The following is a 21428-nucleotide window of genomic DNA, read 5'->3' as shown; positions in this document are numbered from 1 at the left end:
GCTTTTTTATGGCTAGTAAATTACAACTTCAATTGTTGCACAATAGAGCCATCCTGTTTTGCAACTAAAGACTCACACAGTTGGATCCGTTCTTTGGTTTGATTTAAGCCGCGTTCGACTCCGACCAGTTCTTTGGTTCTCGGTGCGAAGAAATTATTCAACTGTGTCGCTTCCTGTTGGGTACACGCCGCGCCACTAAACAATGCAGGGAAACGTCCCGCAGAAGACTTACCTAAACGATCAAATACTGCCTCATGATTTACTTTAAACCATGACCACAATCCACCTTGTTCACCGCTATAGTTATTGATGGCATTAATCACTGTACGCACTTCCCCCACCTTCACACGCGGATCAAGAACGAGCTGGCGTGCCTGCTGACGTGTGTCTGTCTGATTAGCTGAGCCTAAAGCAGATAGAATTGCCAAACGTTGTGTCGGTTGAGTAATCCGTTGTAATTCCCCTGCTAAACGATCAAATACAGGCTGTCCTTTTTCTTGAACCCGTACTGCCAAAATAGTGGGTAATAATTCTGGCGTGAGCTGGGCAAAGTTCAGTTGCTTCTGTTCAAATAAAGCATCCGATTGCTTTAAGAGTTTTTGACGAACTTCTGGTACCTGAATATCCAGTGCAAGGAACTGCGCCAACTCACTACGCCATAAACTATCCTCAGCAGATTCACCCGCTTTACTGGTATAACCCAACTGATTCAGTTTTGGTAAGTATAAATTCGCCAGAACCTTTCTCAAATGCTCACGTTCAGCATCTGTTTTCAATACATGACGTTGTATCACACTGAGCTGCTGAAATAATGCGGTACTGATTTGGCGGCTATTCGAGTGAGCAAACTTCTTCGCAACATCCACCACCGCCAACAAGTTAATATCACCATGATTAAATGCTGCCGAAATCGCATAAGCATGGGCCAATTGTTCAGTATTGGAGAGTTTTGCTGTTGCTGCTGTCAAACGAGCAAGTTCTTGTTCAGGCAAACTAAATTGGTAATAGCCTGCAGCATCTGCATTTGGAATATACCAACTGTTAATACTTGCGCCTTTGAGCTCAATTTTGGCTTCAGCTCGGTCAACCAGTTCACATTGAACTTTGCTTGCAGCATTTGGAACTTCGTAGCGTACACATAATGGTACGCCCCAAAGGCTATTCGCATCCCCTTTTGAACCGACTGGTAGATAGCGAGTTTGTTTCACATTTAAAAAGACTTTATTACCTTGTTGTTGCAATGAGGTATTTAGCAAAGGTACGCCCGGTTGATCAATAAAACTTTTTACCGCTTTGCTAAAACGCTCAGCCTGACCAGACTGCTCTGCAAGAGAACTGATTAAATCATTGGCGGTGGCACTACCATATTGGTGCTTGCTAATATAATTCCGTACACCTTGTTTGAACTTTTCCTCACCTAAATAACTTTCAAACATATTTAAAACAGCCGCGCCTTTTTGATAGGTAATACCATCAAAAGCAGTTTGAATATCGGCATTACTTAAAATTGGCTGGCGGATACGGCGTACACTGACCAAGCTATCGCTTTTCATTGCACCTGCAGTATCGACTACACGTTCAAGATCAGCATTAAACTCTGGATGTAATTGTTGCGTTATTTTACTTTGCATCCAAGTGGCAAAAGATTCATTCAGCCACAAGTCATCCCACCACGGCATCGTTACCACATCGCCAAACCATTGATGCGCCAACTCATGTGCATTGACATTAAAAGAGCCATGTACAAATGACACAGGTGAGTCTTTGTCTAGCAGCATCAAATAGTCTCTAAAGGTAATCAACCCGGGATTTTCCATTGCTCCCGCAGCAAAGTCAGGCGCAGCAAGCAAGTCTAATTTGTCGAAGGGATAGCCAAAAGCGAAATAATCTTCTAGTGTTTTTAAAATTGCAGGGGTTTCCGATAAAGCATGCTGCATTTTTGCAGCCTTACCATCTGGTGCAATCCCGCGCAGTTGAATGGCATCTTTGCGCCATTGTGTTGCAGCAATATCTGGCCCTTTCTGTAATTGCCAAGGTCCAACTGCCAGCGCAAGCAAATAAGTTGGTAATGGTTTGGTCTGTGCAAAACTTAAAGTCTTCCAACCTGACTGATCGGTCTGCTCCGATGTCTGATTGGTATTGGCAAAACCTGAATATTTCTCTGGAATGGTCAGACGAATATTAAACGGCGTTTTAAAACGTGGTTCATCGAAAGATGGAAATGATTGACGGGCACTAATGGCTTCCATTTGAGTCATGACATAAGGTTTACCTTCAAACTCAATTTTATAAATACCATCAAGTTGCTGATCATAATCTGCATTAAAATCCAGCACTAAACGATATTGCCCAACAGCTAAGGTCTTGGCAAATTTAATCAGGCTCACACCATCAACTTCTGAAGCCTGTTCATATTTGGCTTTGATTTTCTGTCCATTTACGGAGCTAATACTCGCCTCTTTTACCGACAAGGATTTGCCATGAATCCACAGATGGTCGGTCGCTTGGGTGAGTTTTAAATGAATGGTGGTTTTGCCCGTATACCCTTTTTGAGCAGGATCAATTTTAAAGTCTAAATCATAAGATTCAGGCACAACCCATTCAGGTAATTTTCCAATTGGAATTTGTTCTTTACTATTTGATGCAAAAATCTGTGTTGCGGATAAAGAAATTAATGTCGTAAGTAGCAATCGTTTTTTTAATGAAGGTTTGACCAACATAGGAGATCTGTCCTCTGTAGTTTTTAAAATAAAAAGACGCAGCAAATGGTGTACCACTTCGCTGCATCCACACATCATTGTTAGAATTTATAATTAAACTCCAGCCAGCCCTGACGGCCGAATGGTGAATATGATCCTACTGGATAATATGGCCATCCGCCTGTGTCATCGCGTTTCACTTTGTCAAACAGGTTATTCACAATGATTGATGCAGAGGCTTTTGGCGAAATTTGATAGGTTCCGCTCCAATTGACCAAATAGGTCGGGCTTAAGTAAGCCGTTTGATTCCCGTTTGGAATCTTGCCATAGCGATTCACCAGAACGGTCGATGCCCAATCACCTCGACTCCAACTGAGGCTGGTATTGAAACGATCTCTCCAATCTGGAATGGTTAAATCTTTTAAGTAGTTATCTTTCTCGCCGTCTTTAGATTGTTGATATTCACGTTCAAGCACGCGGCTATAATTCACCGTCCACAGGAAATTACCCAGATTTTCAGTTTTCCAACGCCATTTGCTGGTGAAATCAATTCCTCGGGTATGATCTGAAGCGGCATTGATCGGCACAATATTGATATTGTTGATCACATTTGGATCAACCACTGCATTTGCAGGATTCCGTTCTACACGTGCTAAAGCATCAATACATTGTGCCGAGTTGATATCTTGTGCGCCCAAACGGCAATCTGCTTCCAGACGTAAAATTTTATCTTCACTTAAATTGGTTACCAGATTATCAATTTTGATATCCCAATAATCGACGGAAATATCAAACTTATTACTTGGTGACCAAACAAAACCTGCACCATAAGATTTACCCTCTTCTGGCTTTAAATCCCTGTTGCCCGTTAAGGTGTAGTTTGCCCCTGGTGAATAATCTTTAAAGCTACATTTATCTAAAGCTTGTCCGGTCTGACTGCAACGTAAATAATCGGTGGTACTTGGGAAATAACCTTTTTGTTTATTTAAAAACAGATAATTCATATCTGGCGCGCGGAAACTGGTGGCGTAATTGCCTCGCACCAATAAGGTTGGATGTGGTCTAAATTCTAAGCCTGAACCAAAGGTAAATTTATCAATACTGTTATCGGATAAGGCATAGCGGTCATAGCGTCCAGATAAAGTTAAATTGAGTGGCTTGGCTAAAGGTAAGAATAATTCCATACCCAACGCTTGGCGGGTACGCGCCCCACCATATTCGCCACTGGAAGTGGCATTATAGAAGTCCCCATTTTCCACCGCCTTATCGGGTTTGATTGTAAAACCTTGACGCCCAATTTCTGCCACAGCAGCAAGCTTGGCCGTTCCTGCAGGCAATTCAAACACATCACCATTGGCACTGAGCGTTAAACCTTGTGCCCATGACTTGTCGTTTTCCTCAGTTGTGCCTGAAATGCTTCTAAACTCACTCACGGTCAGTGGCCGACTGATACGGTCTAAATGCGGGGAATAAATTGGAATACCATCTTGGTCTACACCCAGTCGCTGACCTAGGAAATATTCATCAACATTCGAACGAACCAGCCCTTGTTTACGTAATTGGCTGGTATAAATCGAGCCATTATAGGCTGCTTCATAGCGCCAGCTGCTGTCCCCAATATCGCCACGGATACCAAAGTTCAAATTGGAAGACAGTTCTTTCCATTTTTTATTGGCTTGCTCAACATCCCCTAATTCTTCTGGCGCAAAACGTCGTGTCCAGATTTCATAATTTCCTGTGTCTTGATTAAGAAAATAGCCGCTACTTGCACCTAAGGATGTCCATATCGGGCCACGGGTATTATTTTCAATTTGATTGGCACCAATCAAAACATCTGCGAAAAATTGTGTTTTTTCATCCAACTCATAATCCAAACCGAGATAGCCATTTTGGCTGCGATTCTTGGTTTGAACCGTCCAATAGGTCGGTCGTGCTAATCCACTGGCACAGTTATCTGCACCTATTTTTCCTATATTCTGGACTGATCCTTTAAATAAGCCATCAAATGCATCACAACCACCGATTGAGAGATATTGTCCTGTCTTGGCATTTTTACGTCCAACGATCGTGTCTGGCTTTTCCCCCAAACGTGTTCGGCTCGTCATAAAGTCACGATCAGCTGCCCAAATCGGTTCACGCCCACTCAGCTCAAGTCCATACACCAGATTTAACTTATCCAGTGTTTTACTGCCACTCAGTTGTAAACGTAGGTTCTCCCCACCTTCTTTGGTTCCACCTGCCTTGATATTGAATTGGGTTCCATCGGTTTTCTTTTTCAGAATAATATTCACTACACCTGCGATTGCATCTGAACCATAAATCGCGGAAGCACCACCGTTTAATATTTCGATTCGATCAATAATTGCGGTTGGGATATTGGCTAAATTGACGAAATTCACAGCGCCATCATATGGCACAGGATAATCAGCCACCCGATGTCCATTGATTAAGGTCAGAGTATGATTCGGTCCTAAACCTCGCAAACTAATTGCATTGGCGGCAGGCGTAAAGGTATTACCATAGTCAGCTCCTTGCACAAAGCCTGTATTTTGGGTCAGATTGTTTAATGCATCAAAGGCATTGCTAAAGCCCTGCTTTTCGATATCGGCTGCGGTAATCACAGTTACACTGGTTGGACCATCTTTTTGAGCTTTGGAAATACGTGAACCTGTGACTGCTACACGCACCACTTTATCCGATGTTGCCTTGCTTTGTGGCTGTTCTACATGGGTCTCAGCATAACTTTCTAATGGATGAAGGCATGCAATAAAGACAAAAACAAAACAACCTTTATTTTTAGCAGCCCCAAGATATTTCAAGTAATTTAGGTACATATTTATGGATGAGTAAAATGAAGACCGACCTAATATATCTACTTTTATTTAGTTGATTTATACTCATTTTTTCTAGGGATATGTATGATTAAGATATACCAAAAGGTTAATTCCTTATCATAAAAACTCAGAATAAATTAAAACCTTTTTCCAGAAATAAATTGAACTATCCCCAAATATCGCATCAGCGAAGCAGCAAAATTTTTAAAACTATGACCGAACGACAAAAAACTTTGTTTATTTTCTGATAACATAGCTCGCAGCTAGTGAATCATGGATCACAAAAAGCCAAACCATCTACTCAGACAACTGACCTCACTCAAAATTTTAATCATTGATGCTGTAACTCATGACTATGAATATCCAACAGGCCCTTAATCACATTACCAAAAACATTCATCTTACCCAGCCTCAAATGGAAGATGTGATGCGCAGCATCATGCAGGGCGAAGCAACGGAAGCGCAGATTGGTGCACTGATGATGGGCTTACGCATGAAAGGTGAAAGTATTGATGAGATCACCGCTGCGGCACGCATTATGCGTGAGTTTGCCATCAAGATTGATGTCAGTGATATTCCGCATCTCGTCGATATCGTAGGTACAGGCGGTGACGGTCAAAACCTGTTTAATGTTTCAACCGCGTCTAGCTTTGTAATTGCCGCTGCGGGTGCAACCATTGCCAAACACGGTAACCGTGGCGTATCCAGTAAATCAGGTTCTTCTGATGTACTTGAACAAATCGGGATTCAGCTTGACCTGGATATGCAACAAACTGAACGCTGCATCCGTGAAATGGGTGTGGGTTTTCTGTTTGCGCCAAATCATCATAAAGCCATGAAATACGCTGTTGGCCCACGTCGTGAATTGGGAATCCGCAGTATTTTCAACTTACTGGGGCCATTGACCAACCCTGCTGGCGTGAACCGTTTTGTAATTGGCGTATTCTCAGATGAACTTTGCCGTCCGATTGCTGAAGTATTAAAACAGTTGGGTGCCGAGCATGTACTGGTTGTGCATTCTAAAGATGGTCTGGACGAAATCAGTCTGGCTGCACCAACTGCCGTCGCTGAACTCAAAGATGGCGAAATTACTGAATGGACATTGAATCCAGATGATGTCGGTATTCCATCTCAAACCTTGTCAGGTTTAGTGGTGAATAGTTCAGAAGAAAGCCTAAAACTGATTAAAGATGCACTAGGCCGTAATAAATCCGACATTGGCGAAAAAGCAGCAAATATGATTGCACTAAATGCAGCTGCTGGGATTTATGTAGCGGGCATTACCAAAACCTATAAACAAGCCGTTGAGCTGGCTCAGGATATTCTGTACGGCGGACAAGCGCTCGAAAAAATGAGTATCTTGGCTGAATTTACCAAGACATTGAAACAATATCAGGCAGACTAAGGACTTCTCATGATCGATATTCAAAATACCATTTTAGGTAAAATTGTTGACCGCAAACATGAGGAGCTTGCAGCACGTTTAAAACAACGTAGCTTGCATGATGTTGAACAATGGGCAAAAGAGGCTTCACCTGTACGTGGTTTTGCCAATGCCTTACAACATAAACGTCCAGCCGTTATTGCTGAAATTAAAAAAGCATCTCCGTCTAAAGGCATTATTCGTGCAGATTTCAATCCCGCAGAAATTGCTCAACAGTATGAACAAGCGGGCGCTGCTTGCCTGTCTGTATTAACGGATGTGGATTTCTTCCAAGGCGCGGATGAAAATATTGCTATTGCACGTAACCACTGTGCCCTGCCAGCTTTACGTAAAGACTTCTTGGTTGATCCTTATAATGTCATTGAAGCACGTGCTTTACATGCAGATTGTATTTTATTGATCGTGGCCTGCCTATCCGATCAACAGCTGGAAGAAATGTCGAAAACGGCATTTGAACAGCAGTTGGATGTGTTGGTTGAAGTGCATGATGAATATGAATTAGAGCGTGCTTTAAAACTTTCTGAACAATGCATTTTGGGTGTCAACAACCGTAATCTTAAAACCTTTGATGTCGATTTAAATACCTCATTGCGTTTAAAGAAATTATTGCCTGCTTCCCGCGTTTTAGTGACAGAAAGTGGTATCGCCACACCTGCTGACGTAGAAATGATGCAAACCAATGATATTCATACTTTCTTGGTCGGCGAAAGCTTTATGAAACAACCTCGCCCAGATCAAGCATTTAATGAATTGTTTGGTCAGCCTGAGAAAATTTAAGCCAATAAGGTTCAAGCTAAGGTTTTATCTTGAACCTTTAAAATGATACTAGAATTAAAATAAGTTCCGAATAAAGAATAAAATTGATGGAACAATATGAATAATTTTTTATTACTCATCGGGTTAATCTTATTAGTGGGTTTCCCTATTTATAGTCATTTGTTTTTTCACGAAAAAATTCAGAGTTTTAAAGACCCAAGAGTTTTTTACTACTTAACGATCATTCCTGGCTACATTTTGATTGGCATTGCAATGTATTCATCCCCTGCTCAGACCTTAATGATGTCTCAAGCATGTGGTGTAATCGAACAATATAAAAACATTCAAAAACGAGGAGGACACTTCGAACGGCTAGAAATTGTCATGGACCAATCTGGTTATATTCGCTATTTTGATTTTGATCGCAATTTACCGCGTCTCCAAGCAAATCAGCATATTTGTTTTGAACTATATGATCGCTTTAAAAATAAAGGTTTAAATCAATCTCGAATTATAAAAATTATAAGTGAGTCATCATCTTAAAAATAATGCATTTTTAATTTTCAATCCGCTCTAAAAAACTAATCTCCATAGCCTCCTGAACGTAATACAGTTCAAATTATCATAGATTCGGACTATAATTTCACACCTCTCTCGTATCTTGCCTATTTTTCTAACATTATGAGTAAACACGATTCATCGCTTTCTAAAGATCAGTTTAATTTACTGAAAGCCTTTAAAAAGCAAATCTCTAATCCTCAATCCAGCGCGATTGCAAAGCAAGCCGAATCAAAAAAGGCTCAAGCTGCTGCTGAAGAGTTGGAAGATACAGAACTTTTTAAAAAAGCCCTACTTGGGGTCAAACCAATCGACAATCAAAATATTGCTGATACTAAAGTAACGCGTAGCAAAAAAGTTGATGCCCAAACCTTGGCAAAGCGTGCTGCGGCAGAAGGTGGAGCTGAGCAAGAGCTCACAGAAATATCCGATACCCAAGCGATCTTAAATCCTGTGGCTAGCCAAGCGGCATTAAGCTACCGCATCGCGACCTTACAGCACAAAGTATTTGAAGACTTAAAAGCAGGTAAAATTCGCTGGTTCGAGGCGGTGGATCTACATGGTTGTACCGTTGAGCAAGCACGTGCAGCGGTTCTGCAAATCATTCAAATGGCAAAAGAAGAAAACCAGAATGTCATTAAGATCGTGCATGGCAAAGGCCCAGAAGCGATTTTAAAAACCTATGTCAATGGCTGGCTGAGACAGCATCGTGATGTACTTGCTTTTGTGAGCGCGCCTGAAAATCAGGGCGGCACAGGCGCTGTTTTAGTCCTGCTCAAACGTGCTGAAAAGAACCCTAAATTCAAACAGTAATCGGTATTTATATCAAAATTAAGATTTTTAATCGTTTTCTGATACAATTGCCGTTTTTGTTCAACCCACCTAAGTGAACATTGTTATGTCTATGCAGCAATCGTACGCAAATATCTTAACTGCCGTTGGCGAAGACCTAAATCGCCCGGGCTTACAAGATACACCGATGCGTGCGGCGAAAGCTTTTTCTTTTTTAACTTCTGGTTATAGCAAAACGCTTGAAGAAGTTACGAATAGCGCACTCTTCCCTTCCGATAACCATGAAATGGTATTGGTTAAAAACATCGAATTTTATTCGCTTTGCGAACACCATTTATTGCCATTTTATGGCCGCGTGCATATCGCCTATTTACCTGAGGGTCAGGTACTGGGTCTATCAAAATTTGCTCGTATTACTGAAATGTTTGCGCGTCGACTTCAAGTTCAAGAGAACCTGACCCAGCAGATTGCTGAAGCAGTTGCACAGGTAACTCAGGCACGTGGTGTTGCAGTTGTGATTGACTCTGCACATATGTGCATGATGATGCGTGGTGTGGGTAAGCAAGAATCAACCACTCGTACGGTTTCTTTTATCGGTGACTTTAAAACAGATAAAGATACGCGTCGCGAGTTCTTGAGCGCTGTGCCAGAAAGCTATTAATACGAGTACTGCATATGTCATCCATTCAGTTAGCAGGTTTCGGTCATTTAAAAAATGAAGCCAGCGTTGATTACCCTCGACCAGATCGTCTGGTTCAGGGTAATCCTGAACGGCTCACTTATAGCTTGTATGAACATCCGCAGATGGACTGTGGCATCTGGCAGTGTGAAGTCGGTGCATGGAATATTCAATTTGCTGATAACAAGCAAGAATTCTTTCAGATCATTGAAGGCATTGTCCGCATCCATGATGCAAAAACCAATTCCTTTATTGAAGTGACTGCTGGCCAAGCAGGCATTATCCCACCTGCATTTGTGGGAACATTTGAAGTGGTGGAAACCGTCAAAAAATACTACGTGATTGTAGAAATCTGATCACTGCGAAATGCACTGATCAAAGCTTTAGCCTCTTTAAAAAAACCGTACATATCCCAAGCCGAATTTATTCCAGTCTTTATGATCTTGCTGTTCGAAATCCCAATTCAAACGCACAGCATCATTTGCACTTAAACTATATTGCAGTTGTGTGCCCACTCTCAGATTCCACTGGTTTAAATCTTGCCAATACGGCAATTCTACCTGTACAACACTGTTGATATTATCTGACCATACATTCATGCACCCCACTGTAGGCCCAGCGCCAACACGCCAACCTTTATCCAAATCCTTTCCACCTTGAATATGACTTTGTAATTGGGCATAGCATAAATGTCGACGATCATAATCCGCCAGACTATAACCCACCTGCATATTTAAATTCATCACGCCATGTTGTTGGTCTTCACTAAACTGGCCTTTCTCAGTACTTTCCTGTTTCCAGCCGAGATTAAAGCCCCACGTTAATGGTGATTTAAAAGGTTGAATCGGGTTATATGAATTGACAGATAAGAGATCTAAATGCTCAAGTTTAAGCTTGTCATCACGATATTGCAGGCTTCCATCCAGAAACAGTAATTGCGTGCCAGTACGATAGCCACCTTGGGGATCGATCAGATCATGATAAGCCTGACGGTGACCCAGCTCAATAAACTTCTGCCCTTGTACTTCACCCACATTTACCGACACGTTACGCGCATGATGCCCTTCTACAGGCTGCTTTCTCGGACGGGCTGGTTCCTGACGCTGTTTAGGCACTTCTATCTGGCTACGCTGAGCCAGTAATTGGCGTAATTGTGGCTGAGCAAAATCTGCATCGACCTGATGGCTAATATATTGCAGATATAAATCGTCGTAGGCCATTTCAAGAATTTTAGCCTGCTCAGACGGACTGTAATTTTTTAAAACAGGTTCAGCTTGATTAATCTCAGTAAACGCAACTTGATGTGCAACTTTAGCTAAAGGCGTGCCATGCTGCTTAGCTTGAGCAAGTAATTGGGTTTCCAGTGCAGGACGATAGACCACTTCTTTAACCAGATTCTGTTGGTCAACAGCCTTCAAGGTTTCAATTGGAATGGCAGCATAATTAAACTGCTGTTTTAAGTTTAAATTCGGACGTACCAGATCAATCAGGCCGAGCAAGCGGTAAGCACAGTTATCACTGACGAAATAATAAGGAAAACTCACATGCTGCATTTCCCAGATATGCTCGACCAGAAAACGGGTTTCTTCAGGGGTTAAATTCAGCTCATATTCCCACAGATCACGGCTTTCAAAATCGCCATATTCTTTGACCTTACGGTAGTACGGCATCAATGAATATTCACCAGGATACTGTCCAGTTAAGCCTTTCCATGCATAAGACCAGTTATCATCCCCTTTCACCGTTGCAGCGTAATTGACTGCATACGAGACCAGATTAAGCTGTTTCTGATCTTTAGGGTCTAGACGCAATAAAGTATGCCCAAACATGGAACTCGGATTGCCCATAAAGTCAGTGGCATAAATCAAGGTGGCCTTATACGGCTTGATCTGGTTAATCCAGTCCTCAAACTCAGTACAATTGGCTTGAGAAAGTTGTGTCGACTCAATATTCAACTGCTGCATCAACCAGCGACTGCGTGCAGGGAATTTACACCGTATCGATTGATTATCGGCAGCTTCCAGAAATAAGGCTTTAATATCTGCTTGTAATTCGCTTTTTAAATTCGTTTTGCCATCTTTGGCATAAAAGTAACCTGCATAGCTGACTTCACTGTTTTGCTTTTGGTCAGCATACATCAAGCGTTGCCATGTAATTTGCTGGTCTAATTGTTTTTGTTGAGCAAGGTCTAAATATTGCTGTAAATCAGATTCAACCGAGGCATGTGCAAAATGGCACATCAAAGACGCTATTGCAAAAGTAATTAATTTCATTCAGCAGCAAATATTTTTATTTAAGTATAAGGAAAATAGCTATAAGAAAACCCTGCCATCAAGACAGGGTTTTATCATGCAACAAATTAAACGTATGCTTTAAGCACAGCGTCTTTTGCCATCACACCTTGTAAAGCGTCTAGAACTTGAAGTGAATTTGTATTTTTGCTTGAGTAAATTTCTGCAAAATTGGCTTTAGATACAGCAAAGAAACGTGCTTTATCATTGGCTTTAATTTGCATTAATTCAGCAAGAACATTTAAGCTTTCGCCTTGACCAACAGCCATATCACGCGCTAAAGCTTCAGCATTTTCATTGGTAAATGTCACCACTTGAGCTGTGACTGTTCCACCCTGACGGCAGCCTAAAGTACCGAAGGTAATACCGAGTAACTGGTTGGTAAAGATACCATTGGTTGTTGCAGCAAGAATTTTAGGTGCAACACCTTTTTTACCCGCCCAAACTTGTGTACCCACACCACAACCCACATCATTATCAGCCATTGCTACAGTTGAACCAGCGGCTAACAATGCAGCTAATGCAATTTTCTTTAACATAGGAACGATCTCCAGTATCAATTATTTTTAACTATTTGTTATCACTATTGTGTTGTGTAATTCTTCTTACACAGGAATTAAAATAACCAGCTTGACTTGTTTTAGCAAATAAATTTTTAAATATATCTGAAATATTTATATCAGGGGCAAAAGCCCCATTCTCTCGACAACTTTAATTTAAGTGCCATATCCCATGTTTATCTCGTGTACCAAGAATCTTTAATACCAAAACCAGACTCAGTAATAATAATAGATACCAAGAACCTAATTTGCCCCAGCCCACCATATGCCATGCATCTACCTGACTTGGATAGAGCCAGATTTGATAGAAAGTACTAATGTTTTCAGCAATCCAGATCAGGAATGCCAACAACAGTAAAATCGGTAACATCGGCACTTTAAAACGATATTGTTGCAACTGAAAATAAAGTTTGGTCTTCCAGAAAATCACAACACTCCATATAAATAAAGCCACCCGAATATCTGGGATAAAAAACTTGGTCATAAAGTTTAAATAAGATAAAACCGCCAAACACAGCATATTGCCAAATTGCGGTAAATATTCAAAAGAGACTTGATAAAGCCGTAATGACCGAGCGAAAAAACTGCCCACGGCTGAATACATAAATCCAGCAAAGAGTGGCACAGTCCATAATTTAAAAATGGCTGGTTGCGGATATTGCCAAGATGCAATCGCAGGATGGGTCAGGAATATCTCCATGCCCATTGCCATGATATGAAATAAGGCAATAACCTTCGCTTCTGCCCATGATTCTAACTTTAAATAAACCAGACAAACCTGAATGACTAGGGCATAAAACAGCAAATAATCATAACGGAAGAAGCCCCAGTACTCATGACTTCCCATGGGTGCAGTGACTGCAAATGCGATCAGCAACAATAACCCAAATAAGGCAGCCGAAGCTGCCTTAGTGATAAAACTGAGTGGTAATACAATAAACTGCACGAAACTGATCCTAGCGTGTTTAACGTTGAAGTGTCTGTTAAATATCAGCCTAAATATTTCGCGCTGTATTCATGGACGGTATCCACAAAAATTTTCGGTTGTGCTGGATCGACCCACTGGGTAATACCATGACCCAAGTTAGCGATATAACCTGTTTTCTCACCATTGGCATAGGCATCATCCAGCATGGCTTTGACCGATTTCTCAATCGAAGCAGCTGAACCATAAAGTACGGCTGGATCTAGGTTACCCTGTAAGGCAGCACGTCCTGCAATAACATCACGTGCGGTATAGAGCGGTGTAGTCCAGTCTAAACCAAATGCATCTGCACCCGTAGTCAGCATATTTTCTAACCACTGTCCGCCACCTTTGGTAAAGACAATAATCGGAATACGGCGACCATCTTTTTCTCTTTGCAATCCAGCAATGATTTTGGTCATATAATTCAATGAGAACTCAACATATTCTCTATGCGCCAGCGCACCGCCCCAGCTATCAAAAATCTGGATCGCCTGAGCACCCGCATCAATCTGAGCATTGAGATAGTCAATCACTGAATCTGCAAGATGATCCAATAACGCATGCAACACTTCTGGCTGTGCATACATCATATTTTTGGTGAAACGAAACTCTTTACTTGAACCACCTTCAATCATATAAGTCGCTAAAGTCCAAGGGCTGCCAGAAAAACCGATTAATGGCACTTGCCCATTTAAAGCTGAACGAATGGTCGATACTGCATTCATCACATAAGCTAAATCTGACTTGGCATTTAATTTCGGCAGATTTGCGACATCTTGTTCGGTACGTACTGTTTTATGAAACTTTGGGCCTTCACCAGTTTCAAAATACAGACCTAAACCCAAAGCATCAGGAACAGTTAAAATATCCGAGAATAAAATTGCTGCATCTAGCTCATAACGGCGTAGAGGCTGCAACGTTACTTCACAAGCAAATTCGGTATTTTTGCATAAAGAGAGGAAATCACCTGCCTGTGCACGCGTTTCCCGATATTCTGGTAAATAACGCCCTGCTTGACGCATCATCCATACTGGCGTGGTGTCTACAGGTTCACGTAATAAAGCTCGTAAAAAACGATCATTTTTCAACGTTGTCATTACCAATCTCTAAATTTTTTCATATAAAGCGCATGATAACAAAGTTAGGCTGGAATTTATAATTCGAATTCCATACAAAATTCATGACTTAAAATAAATTTTCGCTTTGACACAAAACTGCTACTGCAAGCGCGCTCATTTTCTGTAATACTTGCAATATCTTATATCTCAATATGAATAATTCATAAGGTTGAATTACATGTTTGTTCGCTCATTACTCGCTATGAGTTTAAGTTGTATTCTTGCTAATGTTGCTTTCGCTGCTCCAACAACTGAGCAACCATTAAATCCAAAAAAAATCGCTGGCTCCGTACAAGATCCGATTGATCCTCTGGCTATCGAGCGTCCAGCTTCAAGTGTTACTGCCCAGCCTGCCTCAAGTGTTGCAGCTCAACCCGCTTCGAGTGTGGCCGCTCAAGCTGCATCTGAGCCTCAAGTGAATACTGGCGCTGCTTCGGTTGTATCGCAAAAATTAGAAAATACATCTGACTCAACGACCTCAAAGACTGTTGCTCCTACAGCTAAAGTTTCATGGACGCTGGACAGCATGAATAATGCTGAATGGCCTGAAGGTTTACCGAAAGGACAACTACCAGCTTATGCACGTGCACATGTGATGTTAAACAATGCACATGCCTCACCTGGTGCTATTGATGGTTCAAATGGTAAAAATACCTTAAAAGCGATTGCGTCATTCCAGCAAATGAACGGTATTACCCCAACTGGTCAGTTGACTAAAGAAACATGGGATGCCCTCGTTGCCAAGCAAACTAAGCCAGCTTATGTAGAATACACGCTGACTGATGCTGACTTTAAAGGCCCTTATGCGGATTCAATCCCATCAGACTATGCCTTACAAGCAAAAATGAAAGGTTTGTACTACACCCGTGTTACAGAAATGCTGGGTGAAAAATTCCATATGGATGAGGCTTTCTTAAAGAAACTGAATCCGACGGCAACCTTCAAAAAACCTGGTGAAAAAATTATTGTAGCCAATGTACGCAATGATTTACCTGAAGATATTCACTTGATCGTGGCACACAAAGGCGCACGTCAACTGTATTTATTCAACAGCAATAACCAGATGATTGCCTCATTTCCTGCAACAATTGGCAGTACTGATACGCCTTCTCCAGCAGGTACCTATAAAGTAGTGGGTGTAGCGAAAAACCCTTGGTATAGCTACTCTCCATCAAACTTTGTACAAGGTAAAAACCTTAAACCACTTTCTTTACCACCAGGTCCAAATGCACCAGTCGGTAATATCTGGATCGGTTTAAGCAAAAAATCATTTGGTATTCATGGTACGCCAAATCCATCTTTAATCTCTAAAACAGCATCACACGGTTGTATCCGTTTGACTAACTGGGATGCTAACGACTTGGGCGCGAAAGTACGTTCAGGCGTGACTGTAAAATTCTTGGAATAATTTAAAATTGTTCTAAACAAAAACCCGAATATCGATTCTGATATTCGGGTTTTTTATTGCTTAAATATTTTCTTCTAACGTTGGTAATGGCTGATAGTAAATCTGGTTACGTCCCAGTTGCTTAGCACGATATAAAGCTTTATCGGCCGTATGAATCAGCATTTCCTGACTGATTTTGGCATTACCATTAAACACGGTAATGCCCAGACTAATGGTCACATAATGAGAAACTGTCGATTTGTGATGTGGGATCATTAAACGGTCAATCGCGCGGTAGATATTGGTTGCCACCGCATAAGCGCCTTGAGCTGACGTTTCAGGAAGTAGAACCACAAATTCTTCGCCCCCGTAACGTGCCACAAAATCCATATGTCGAATTGAGCTTTTTATGGTTTTTGCAATTTCAGCAATGACCTGATCCCCCATTTGGTGACCATAGAAATCATTATAGTTTTTAAAATAATCAATATCGATAAACAGCACAGACAAAGGCTTATGTTCTTTACACGCTTGCTGATAATGATAGGTACACATTTCTTCAAAAGTACGGCGGTTTGACACATTGGTCAATTCATCATGCTGACTTAAATGTAATAATTCGGAAGCCTGAAGACGGAGAATCTGCTCATCAATTTCCGATATTTTTGACTTGATGAATATTTTTCTTTCTTTGGAGGTCAGCATGACACTAATTGAAAAACCTAATAATAAACTTCCAATCAATGTCCGCCCGATCATGAGAAAATCACAGGGAATATGAAATAGAAGTAAAAATCCAAGAATCGATATTGCTGCGAAAGAGCCAATCCACAACATATGTACAGGTCGAATGCCACTCAGGATAAAACCCAGCATATATAGAAATGCTACCAGTACCATAGCCTGATTTTGTAAGACGACATTCGACACACTCATCATGAGTAATGAGGTCAATACAATTGTAAAAAACACAATGACACAGACGGCTGGATAAAATAAGGAATTAACTTGTTTAAAACGGGACACTGCCCAAAACAGGAAAAGCGCAGCCCCCACCACAATCAGGCTCAGGATGCTATAAATAAAATCCAGAACAAAATTTTCGCTGTTTCGAATCACAATAAAATTAGAAGGTAATATCAACAGCACAAAAATAGTATAGGTAATGACACCCTGTCCGAAAAACTGAATCGCATTAATTCGCGTTCGGTCGACATTAAACTTCCAGAATTCATTTTCCAGTGCTTGAGGTAGGGTTTGATGGGCATTTTTGGACTGGATATGCTGGGCAACAAGCTGCTCTAGATCTTCTTTTGACCTCCGTAATTGATCAAGATCATATTGGTTATCCATCCCGAATACTCTTTTTATAATGCACTATTCTTGTGCCGCATAAAAATAACACAATTTCTCATTTTGTCATGTGCTTTGCTTAACCACTTATCCGTAATTGTAGTTACCATTTTCACGGTTTATGCATTATTATTTGTATTATTTTTAAGTTTGAAGTAGACCTTGAATACTCTTACACTCTTGCAACCCGATGATTGGCACGCACACCTGCGTGATGGTTTAGCTTTAAAACGCACTGTCCCTGATTTAGCCAAACAATTTGCACGCGCAATTTGTATGCCGAATCTTGTTCCACCTGTTAAAACTGTCGAAGAAGCGTTAGCTTATCGCGAACGTATTCTGGCGCATGTTCCTGAAGGTCTGAATTTTGATCCGCGCATGGTGCTTTATTTTACTGACCATACCTCTCCAGATGAAGTTCGTAAAATTAAAGAATCTGAGTTCGTTAATGCAATTAAGCTTTATCCTGCTGGTGCAACCACCAACTCGGATAATGGCGTAAGTGATATCCGTAAGGTATATGGCGTTATTGAACAACTTGAGGAACATCAGGTTCCTTTATTGCTTCATGGCGAAGTGACTCATAATCACGTCGATATCTTTGATCGTGAAAAAAGATTTCTGGATGAAGTCCTGTCACCGCTCCTCAAGCAATTCCCTCAATTAAAAGTCGTGCTAGAACATATTACAACAAGCGACGCGGCTAATTTTGTGCTTGAGCAGGATCGTAATGTTGCTGCAACAATTACCCCTCAACATTTACTGTTTAACCGTAATGACATGTTGGTTGGTGGTGTTAAGCCGCATTTCTACTGTTTGCCGATTTTAAAACGTCAAACCCATCAAACGACGTTATTAGAAGTGGCGACCAGCGGTAATCCAAAATTCTTCCTTGGCACAGACAGCGCACCACATGCGCAAAATGCCAAAGAGAATGCATGTGGATGTGCAGGCTGCTATAGCGCACCAAATGCCATTGAGCTTTATGCACAGGCATTTGACCAAGTCGGTAAGCTAGAACGTCTGGAAGGTTTTGCCAGCATCTTTGGTGCTGACTTCTATGGTTTACCACGTAATACTTCAACAATCACCTTAGTGAAAGAAGAAAATACGGTTGCCGAGTCTTTTGATTATCTTGAAGATCAAAAAATTATTCCACTTCATGCAGGCAAAACACTGCAATGGAGAAAAGTGTGACACAAGAAGAAAACAAAGCTCCTGTGATTGGCCAGCGTTTTCGTGGATTTTTACCTGTTGTCGTCGATGTCGAAACAGCAGGTTTTAACTCACAAACCGATGCACTGCTTGAAATCGCGTGTATTCCAATTGTCTATGATGAAAACGGTCAATTTGTACCAGGCCCATCATTCCAAGCGCATATCAACCCATTCGAAGGTGCCAATCTAGATCGACGCTCGCTCGATTTTATTGGCATTGATCCTTCTAACCCGATGCGTATTGCCATGGCTGAAGATGAACGTACTGCTTTACGCCGTATTTTCAAATCTTTAAATGAAGTCCGAAAAGCCCAACAATGTACCCATGCGGTCTTGGTGGGACACAATGCGCACTTTGATTTAGGTTTCCTTCAAGCTGCAATTGCACGCTCTGGAACAAAGAACCAGAATCCGTTCCATAGCTTTTCAGTCTTTGATACTGTGACGCTGAGTGCGGTGATGTTCGGGCAAACGGTGTTGGCGCGTGCCTGTATTCAGGCTGGAATCGAGTTTGATGGCAAAGAAGCACACTCTGCGTTGTACGATACACAGAAGACTGCTGAACTGTTTTGCTATATTTTGAACAAACTGTCTCCTCACCTTCTTGACACTTTGGTGACAGACCCCTAATATACACCCACCTCAAGAAGTCCCTATCGTCTAGAGGCCTAGGACATCGCCCTTTCACGGCGGTAACCGGGGTTCGAATCCCCGTAGGGACGCCAAATTCAAAAAAGCCACTGCATTATTTAGACAGTGGCTTTTTTATTTAATTAAAATATTTCCTATAACGATCAAAGTACTTTTTGTTCATTTGATTCAGTTTCAAAAACAAAAGCCTCTGAGACGAGAACAGTCTTCTCTGGTACTTCAGATTCAATTATTGTGGTTTCTATAGAAGTTATTCCAAAATCTTTTTTGACTTGATCTATATCAGGTGTTCTTGGATAGCGAATGATCCGATGTCCTGCTTCAATGATTAAACTATCTCTATCCGCATCTTTATCTTCTTTCCCTTTATGAGATGAGTCATCAAGCTCAACAATAGCGACAATATTGAATTGTTTATCCAATACAACAAAATCAGCAACTTTACGGTTAAATAAATTCCTAGTGGCGTAGCCCTGAGCTGTCATAAATGCACTAAATGAAACCTGCGCCAAAATAATATGCTCTGGTAATGCTTCTCTTAATCTGAAGAAAGTGGGTTGTTCGTTCATTGTTAGAATACGTTTACCCTTAATCGGATTACGCGCTCCACCTTTCTTTTCTTTCTTCACATTCCCTAAAACTAAAGCCAAAATTGTAAACACAACAATTAAAATAATGATCCACGTCATAAATATCTCCCCTTCAATAAAAAGAACATTCTAAATGTAATTATTAAAAGAATTCTACTACGACGTTATTGATTAAAAATAAAAAGGACTCCGAAGAGTCCTAGAAAATATTACGCTGACTTACGCGAATTGACTCGGCCTTTCACCACCGCTTTGATATTGCCTTTCGCATAATTCAAGAAGACCAATAACGGTGATAGTTTTGGATTCGGTTTTTTACCTTGCCCAATCGCCTTAAATTGCGCTGCATACCAGATGATTTCCATGATTGCCATTTTATCAACAAATGGAATCCCTGTTTTAATCTGATTTACCGCATAACGAACATCATGCCCTGCAATTAAACGCTCTGGCAAATCTGGTTCTACCGCTAAAGGACGCGCAATTCCAATAAAATCACAAGCACCGCTGGCCAAAGCTGCATTCATTCCTTCGACTGTACGAAAACCACCTGTCACCATCAATTTACATGACACATGCTGACGAATCTTTTCGGCAAATTCCAAGAAATAGGCTTCGCGGGCAATGGTACTGGCTTTACGCTTTTCTGCTTTTGCACCTGCCATCGCAGGTGCTTCATAGGTACCGCCTGAAATTTCAATAATATCGATACCTGCTGCATCAATCGCTTTAAATACAGTAATGACATCTTCTTCAGTAATGCCACCACGCTGAAAATCAGCCGAATTTAATTTAACCGAAATGATGAAATTTTCAGAGGTCGCTGCACGTACTGCTTTATAAATTTCCAGCAAGAAACGCATACGGTTCTCGATTGAACCGCCCCACTGATCAGTACGTTTATTGGTTAATGGTGATAAAAACTGGCTGATTAAATAACCATGTGCACCATGAAATTGTACCCCTTCAAAACCTGCCTTTTCACAAACAGCAGCAGCGATCGCAAAACGCTGGATAATATCCAGAATTTCATCATGCGTCAGCTCACGTGGCGTTCCAAACATGGTTGCCAGTACAGGACTAAAAGGTACAGCCGAAGGCGCAACCGTTTCTTTATTTAAACCTTTGGGACATTGGCGACCGGGATGTGACAACTGGATCAATTGCACCATACCGTGTTTTTTACCCACAGCAGCCCATTGCTTTAACTTCTCCAGATCACGCTCAGTTTCAATTGCCACCACACCCGGTTCATTTTTGGCGCCAATATTCACCATCACATTACCTGTAACGGCACAACCTAAACCACCTTTCGCCCAAGCTTCATATAAACCAATCAGCAAATCATTCGGTTGCCCTGCATCATTGGCAAGCGCTTCACTCATTGCCCCTTTAATGATGCGATTTTTAAATGTGGTATTACGTATCTGAATACTGTCTGCAATCTGACTCATGGCCATCCTCTGCTGCAATTAGAGTGTTTGCTCTAATTTAATCCGATTATTAGTGGTGTCAATAGCTGTTCCGAAAAA

The 21428-nt window shown here is 41.3% G+C and carries 17 protein-coding genes, 1 tRNA gene and 1 pseudogene; 10 read left to right on the top strand and 9 right to left on the bottom strand.

The annotated features are described in order from the left end of the window. Window positions 1-20 precede the first annotated feature (20 nt). Both IEV36_RS09215 and IEV36_RS09210 read right to left on the bottom strand, forming a co-directional pair. Window positions 21-2793: pseudogene (locus IEV36_RS09215) on the bottom strand (M1 family metallopeptidase). Window positions 2794-2800: 7 nt separating this feature from the next. Continuing rightward, on the bottom strand, window positions 2801-5533 hold the full coding sequence (locus IEV36_RS09210) for a TonB-dependent receptor plug domain-containing protein (protein ID WP_005258821.1): 2733 nt from the start codon (window positions 5531-5533) through the stop codon (window positions 2801-2803). Between the two features lie 355 nt (window positions 5534-5888). Here IEV36_RS09210 and trpD point away from each other — a divergent pair, with 355 nt between their 5' ends. The 6 genes from trpD (at window position 5889) to IEV36_RS09180 (ending at window position 10118) form a co-directional block, all read left to right on the top strand. Further along, complete coding sequence (gene trpD / locus IEV36_RS09205) at window positions 5889-6938, top strand: anthranilate phosphoribosyltransferase (protein WP_032863949.1); 1050 nt, start codon at window positions 5889-5891, stop codon at window positions 6936-6938. 9 nt (window positions 6939-6947) lie between these two features. Further along, window positions 6948-7754: an indole-3-glycerol phosphate synthase TrpC gene (trpC, locus tag IEV36_RS09200; protein WP_005258825.1), complete on the top strand. Its 807-nt coding sequence runs from the start codon at window positions 6948-6950 to the stop codon at window positions 7752-7754. 96 nt (window positions 7755-7850) lie between these two features. Continuing rightward, window positions 7851-8276 carry a hypothetical protein gene (locus IEV36_RS09195; protein ID WP_005258826.1) on the top strand — a complete coding sequence of 142 codons (426 nt, stop codon included), beginning with the start codon at window positions 7851-7853 and terminating at the stop codon, window positions 8274-8276. Window positions 8277-8414: 138 nt separating this feature from the next. After that, window positions 8415-9104 (top strand): Smr/MutS family protein, encoded by a 690-nt coding sequence (locus IEV36_RS09190; RefSeq protein ID WP_005258830.1) that lies wholly within the window; start codon window positions 8415-8417, stop codon window positions 9102-9104. 91 nt (window positions 9105-9195) lie between these two features. Beyond that, window positions 9196-9744, top strand: a complete 549-nt coding sequence (gene folE, locus IEV36_RS09185; protein WP_171062185.1) for a GTP cyclohydrolase I FolE — start codon at window positions 9196-9198, stop codon at window positions 9742-9744. A gap of 14 nt (window positions 9745-9758) precedes the next feature. Continuing rightward, the gene (locus tag IEV36_RS09180; RefSeq protein WP_005258832.1) at window positions 9759-10118 is read left to right on the top strand and encodes a cupin domain-containing protein; all 360 of its coding nucleotides are present in this window, start codon (window positions 9759-9761) and stop codon (window positions 10116-10118) included. A 36-nt stretch (window positions 10119-10154) separates the two neighbouring features. Here IEV36_RS09180 and IEV36_RS09175 read toward each other — a convergent pair whose 3' ends face one another. From IEV36_RS09175 to hemE, 4 genes are all read right to left on the bottom strand, one after another. Continuing rightward, entirely contained in the window at window positions 10155-12035 is a 1881-nt protein-coding gene (locus tag IEV36_RS09175) for an Lnb N-terminal periplasmic domain-containing protein (protein WP_005258834.1), read from the bottom strand. 86 nt (window positions 12036-12121) lie between these two features. Then, window positions 12122-12592, bottom strand: coding sequence for a DUF3015 family protein (locus IEV36_RS09170; protein WP_004773725.1), 471 nt, complete (start codon window positions 12590-12592; stop codon window positions 12122-12124). Window positions 12593-12764: 172 nt separating this feature from the next. Next, window positions 12765-13559, bottom strand: coding sequence for a DUF817 family protein (locus IEV36_RS09165; RefSeq protein WP_005258836.1), 795 nt, complete (start codon window positions 13557-13559; stop codon window positions 12765-12767). A gap of 44 nt (window positions 13560-13603) precedes the next feature. Further along, a complete protein-coding gene (hemE, locus tag IEV36_RS09160) occupies window positions 13604-14677 on the bottom strand; it encodes a uroporphyrinogen decarboxylase (protein WP_004773727.1) in 1074 nt (357 codons plus the stop codon). Window positions 14678-14876: 199 nt separating this feature from the next. Between hemE and IEV36_RS09155 the strand changes: the two genes are divergently transcribed. Next, window positions 14877-16106 (top strand): L,D-transpeptidase family protein, encoded by a 1230-nt coding sequence (locus tag IEV36_RS09155; RefSeq protein ID WP_005258838.1) that lies wholly within the window; start codon window positions 14877-14879, stop codon window positions 16104-16106. Window positions 16107-16166: 60 nt separating this feature from the next. Here IEV36_RS09155 and IEV36_RS09150 read toward each other — a convergent pair whose 3' ends face one another. After that, complete coding sequence (locus IEV36_RS09150) at window positions 16167-17438, bottom strand: GGDEF domain-containing protein (RefSeq protein WP_005258840.1); 1272 nt, start codon at window positions 17436-17438, stop codon at window positions 16167-16169. 162 nt (window positions 17439-17600) lie between these two features. Between IEV36_RS09150 and pyrC the strand changes: the two genes are divergently transcribed. The 3 genes from pyrC to IEV36_RS09135 all read left to right on the top strand — a co-directional run bounded on the left by pyrC (window position 17601) and on the right by IEV36_RS09135 (window position 19380). Next, window positions 17601-18635: a dihydroorotase gene (gene pyrC / locus IEV36_RS09145; protein WP_005258842.1), complete on the top strand. Its 1035-nt coding sequence runs from the start codon at window positions 17601-17603 to the stop codon at window positions 18633-18635. Then, window positions 18620-19285, top strand: coding sequence for a ribonuclease T (gene rnt / locus IEV36_RS09140; RefSeq protein WP_004773731.1), 666 nt, complete (start codon window positions 18620-18622; stop codon window positions 19283-19285). The genes pyrC and rnt overlap by 16 nt, the downstream gene beginning before the upstream one ends. A gap of 19 nt (window positions 19286-19304) precedes the next feature. Continuing rightward, window positions 19305-19380, top strand: a tRNA-Glu gene (locus tag IEV36_RS09135). A gap of 69 nt (window positions 19381-19449) precedes the next feature. Here the strand turns inward: IEV36_RS09135 and IEV36_RS09130 are convergent. Together IEV36_RS09130 and IEV36_RS09125 are read right to left on the bottom strand one after the other, a co-directional pair. Then, window positions 19450-19995, bottom strand: coding sequence for a DUF2726 domain-containing protein (locus tag IEV36_RS09130; protein ID WP_005258844.1), 546 nt, complete (start codon window positions 19993-19995; stop codon window positions 19450-19452). Between the two features lie 110 nt (window positions 19996-20105). Beyond that, on the bottom strand, window positions 20106-21350 hold the full coding sequence (locus IEV36_RS09125) for an NADH:flavin oxidoreductase/NADH oxidase family protein (RefSeq protein ID WP_005258846.1): 1245 nt from the start codon (window positions 21348-21350) through the stop codon (window positions 20106-20108). Between the last annotated feature and the right edge of the window lie 78 nt (window positions 21351-21428).

It is taken from the genome of Acinetobacter vivianii (assembly GCF_014635885.1).
Classification (GTDB): Bacteria; Pseudomonadota; Gammaproteobacteria; order Pseudomonadales; family Moraxellaceae; genus Acinetobacter; species Acinetobacter vivianii.
Note: the sequence above shows the minus strand (reverse complement) of the source record. Positions and strands in the feature narration are given on the sequence as shown.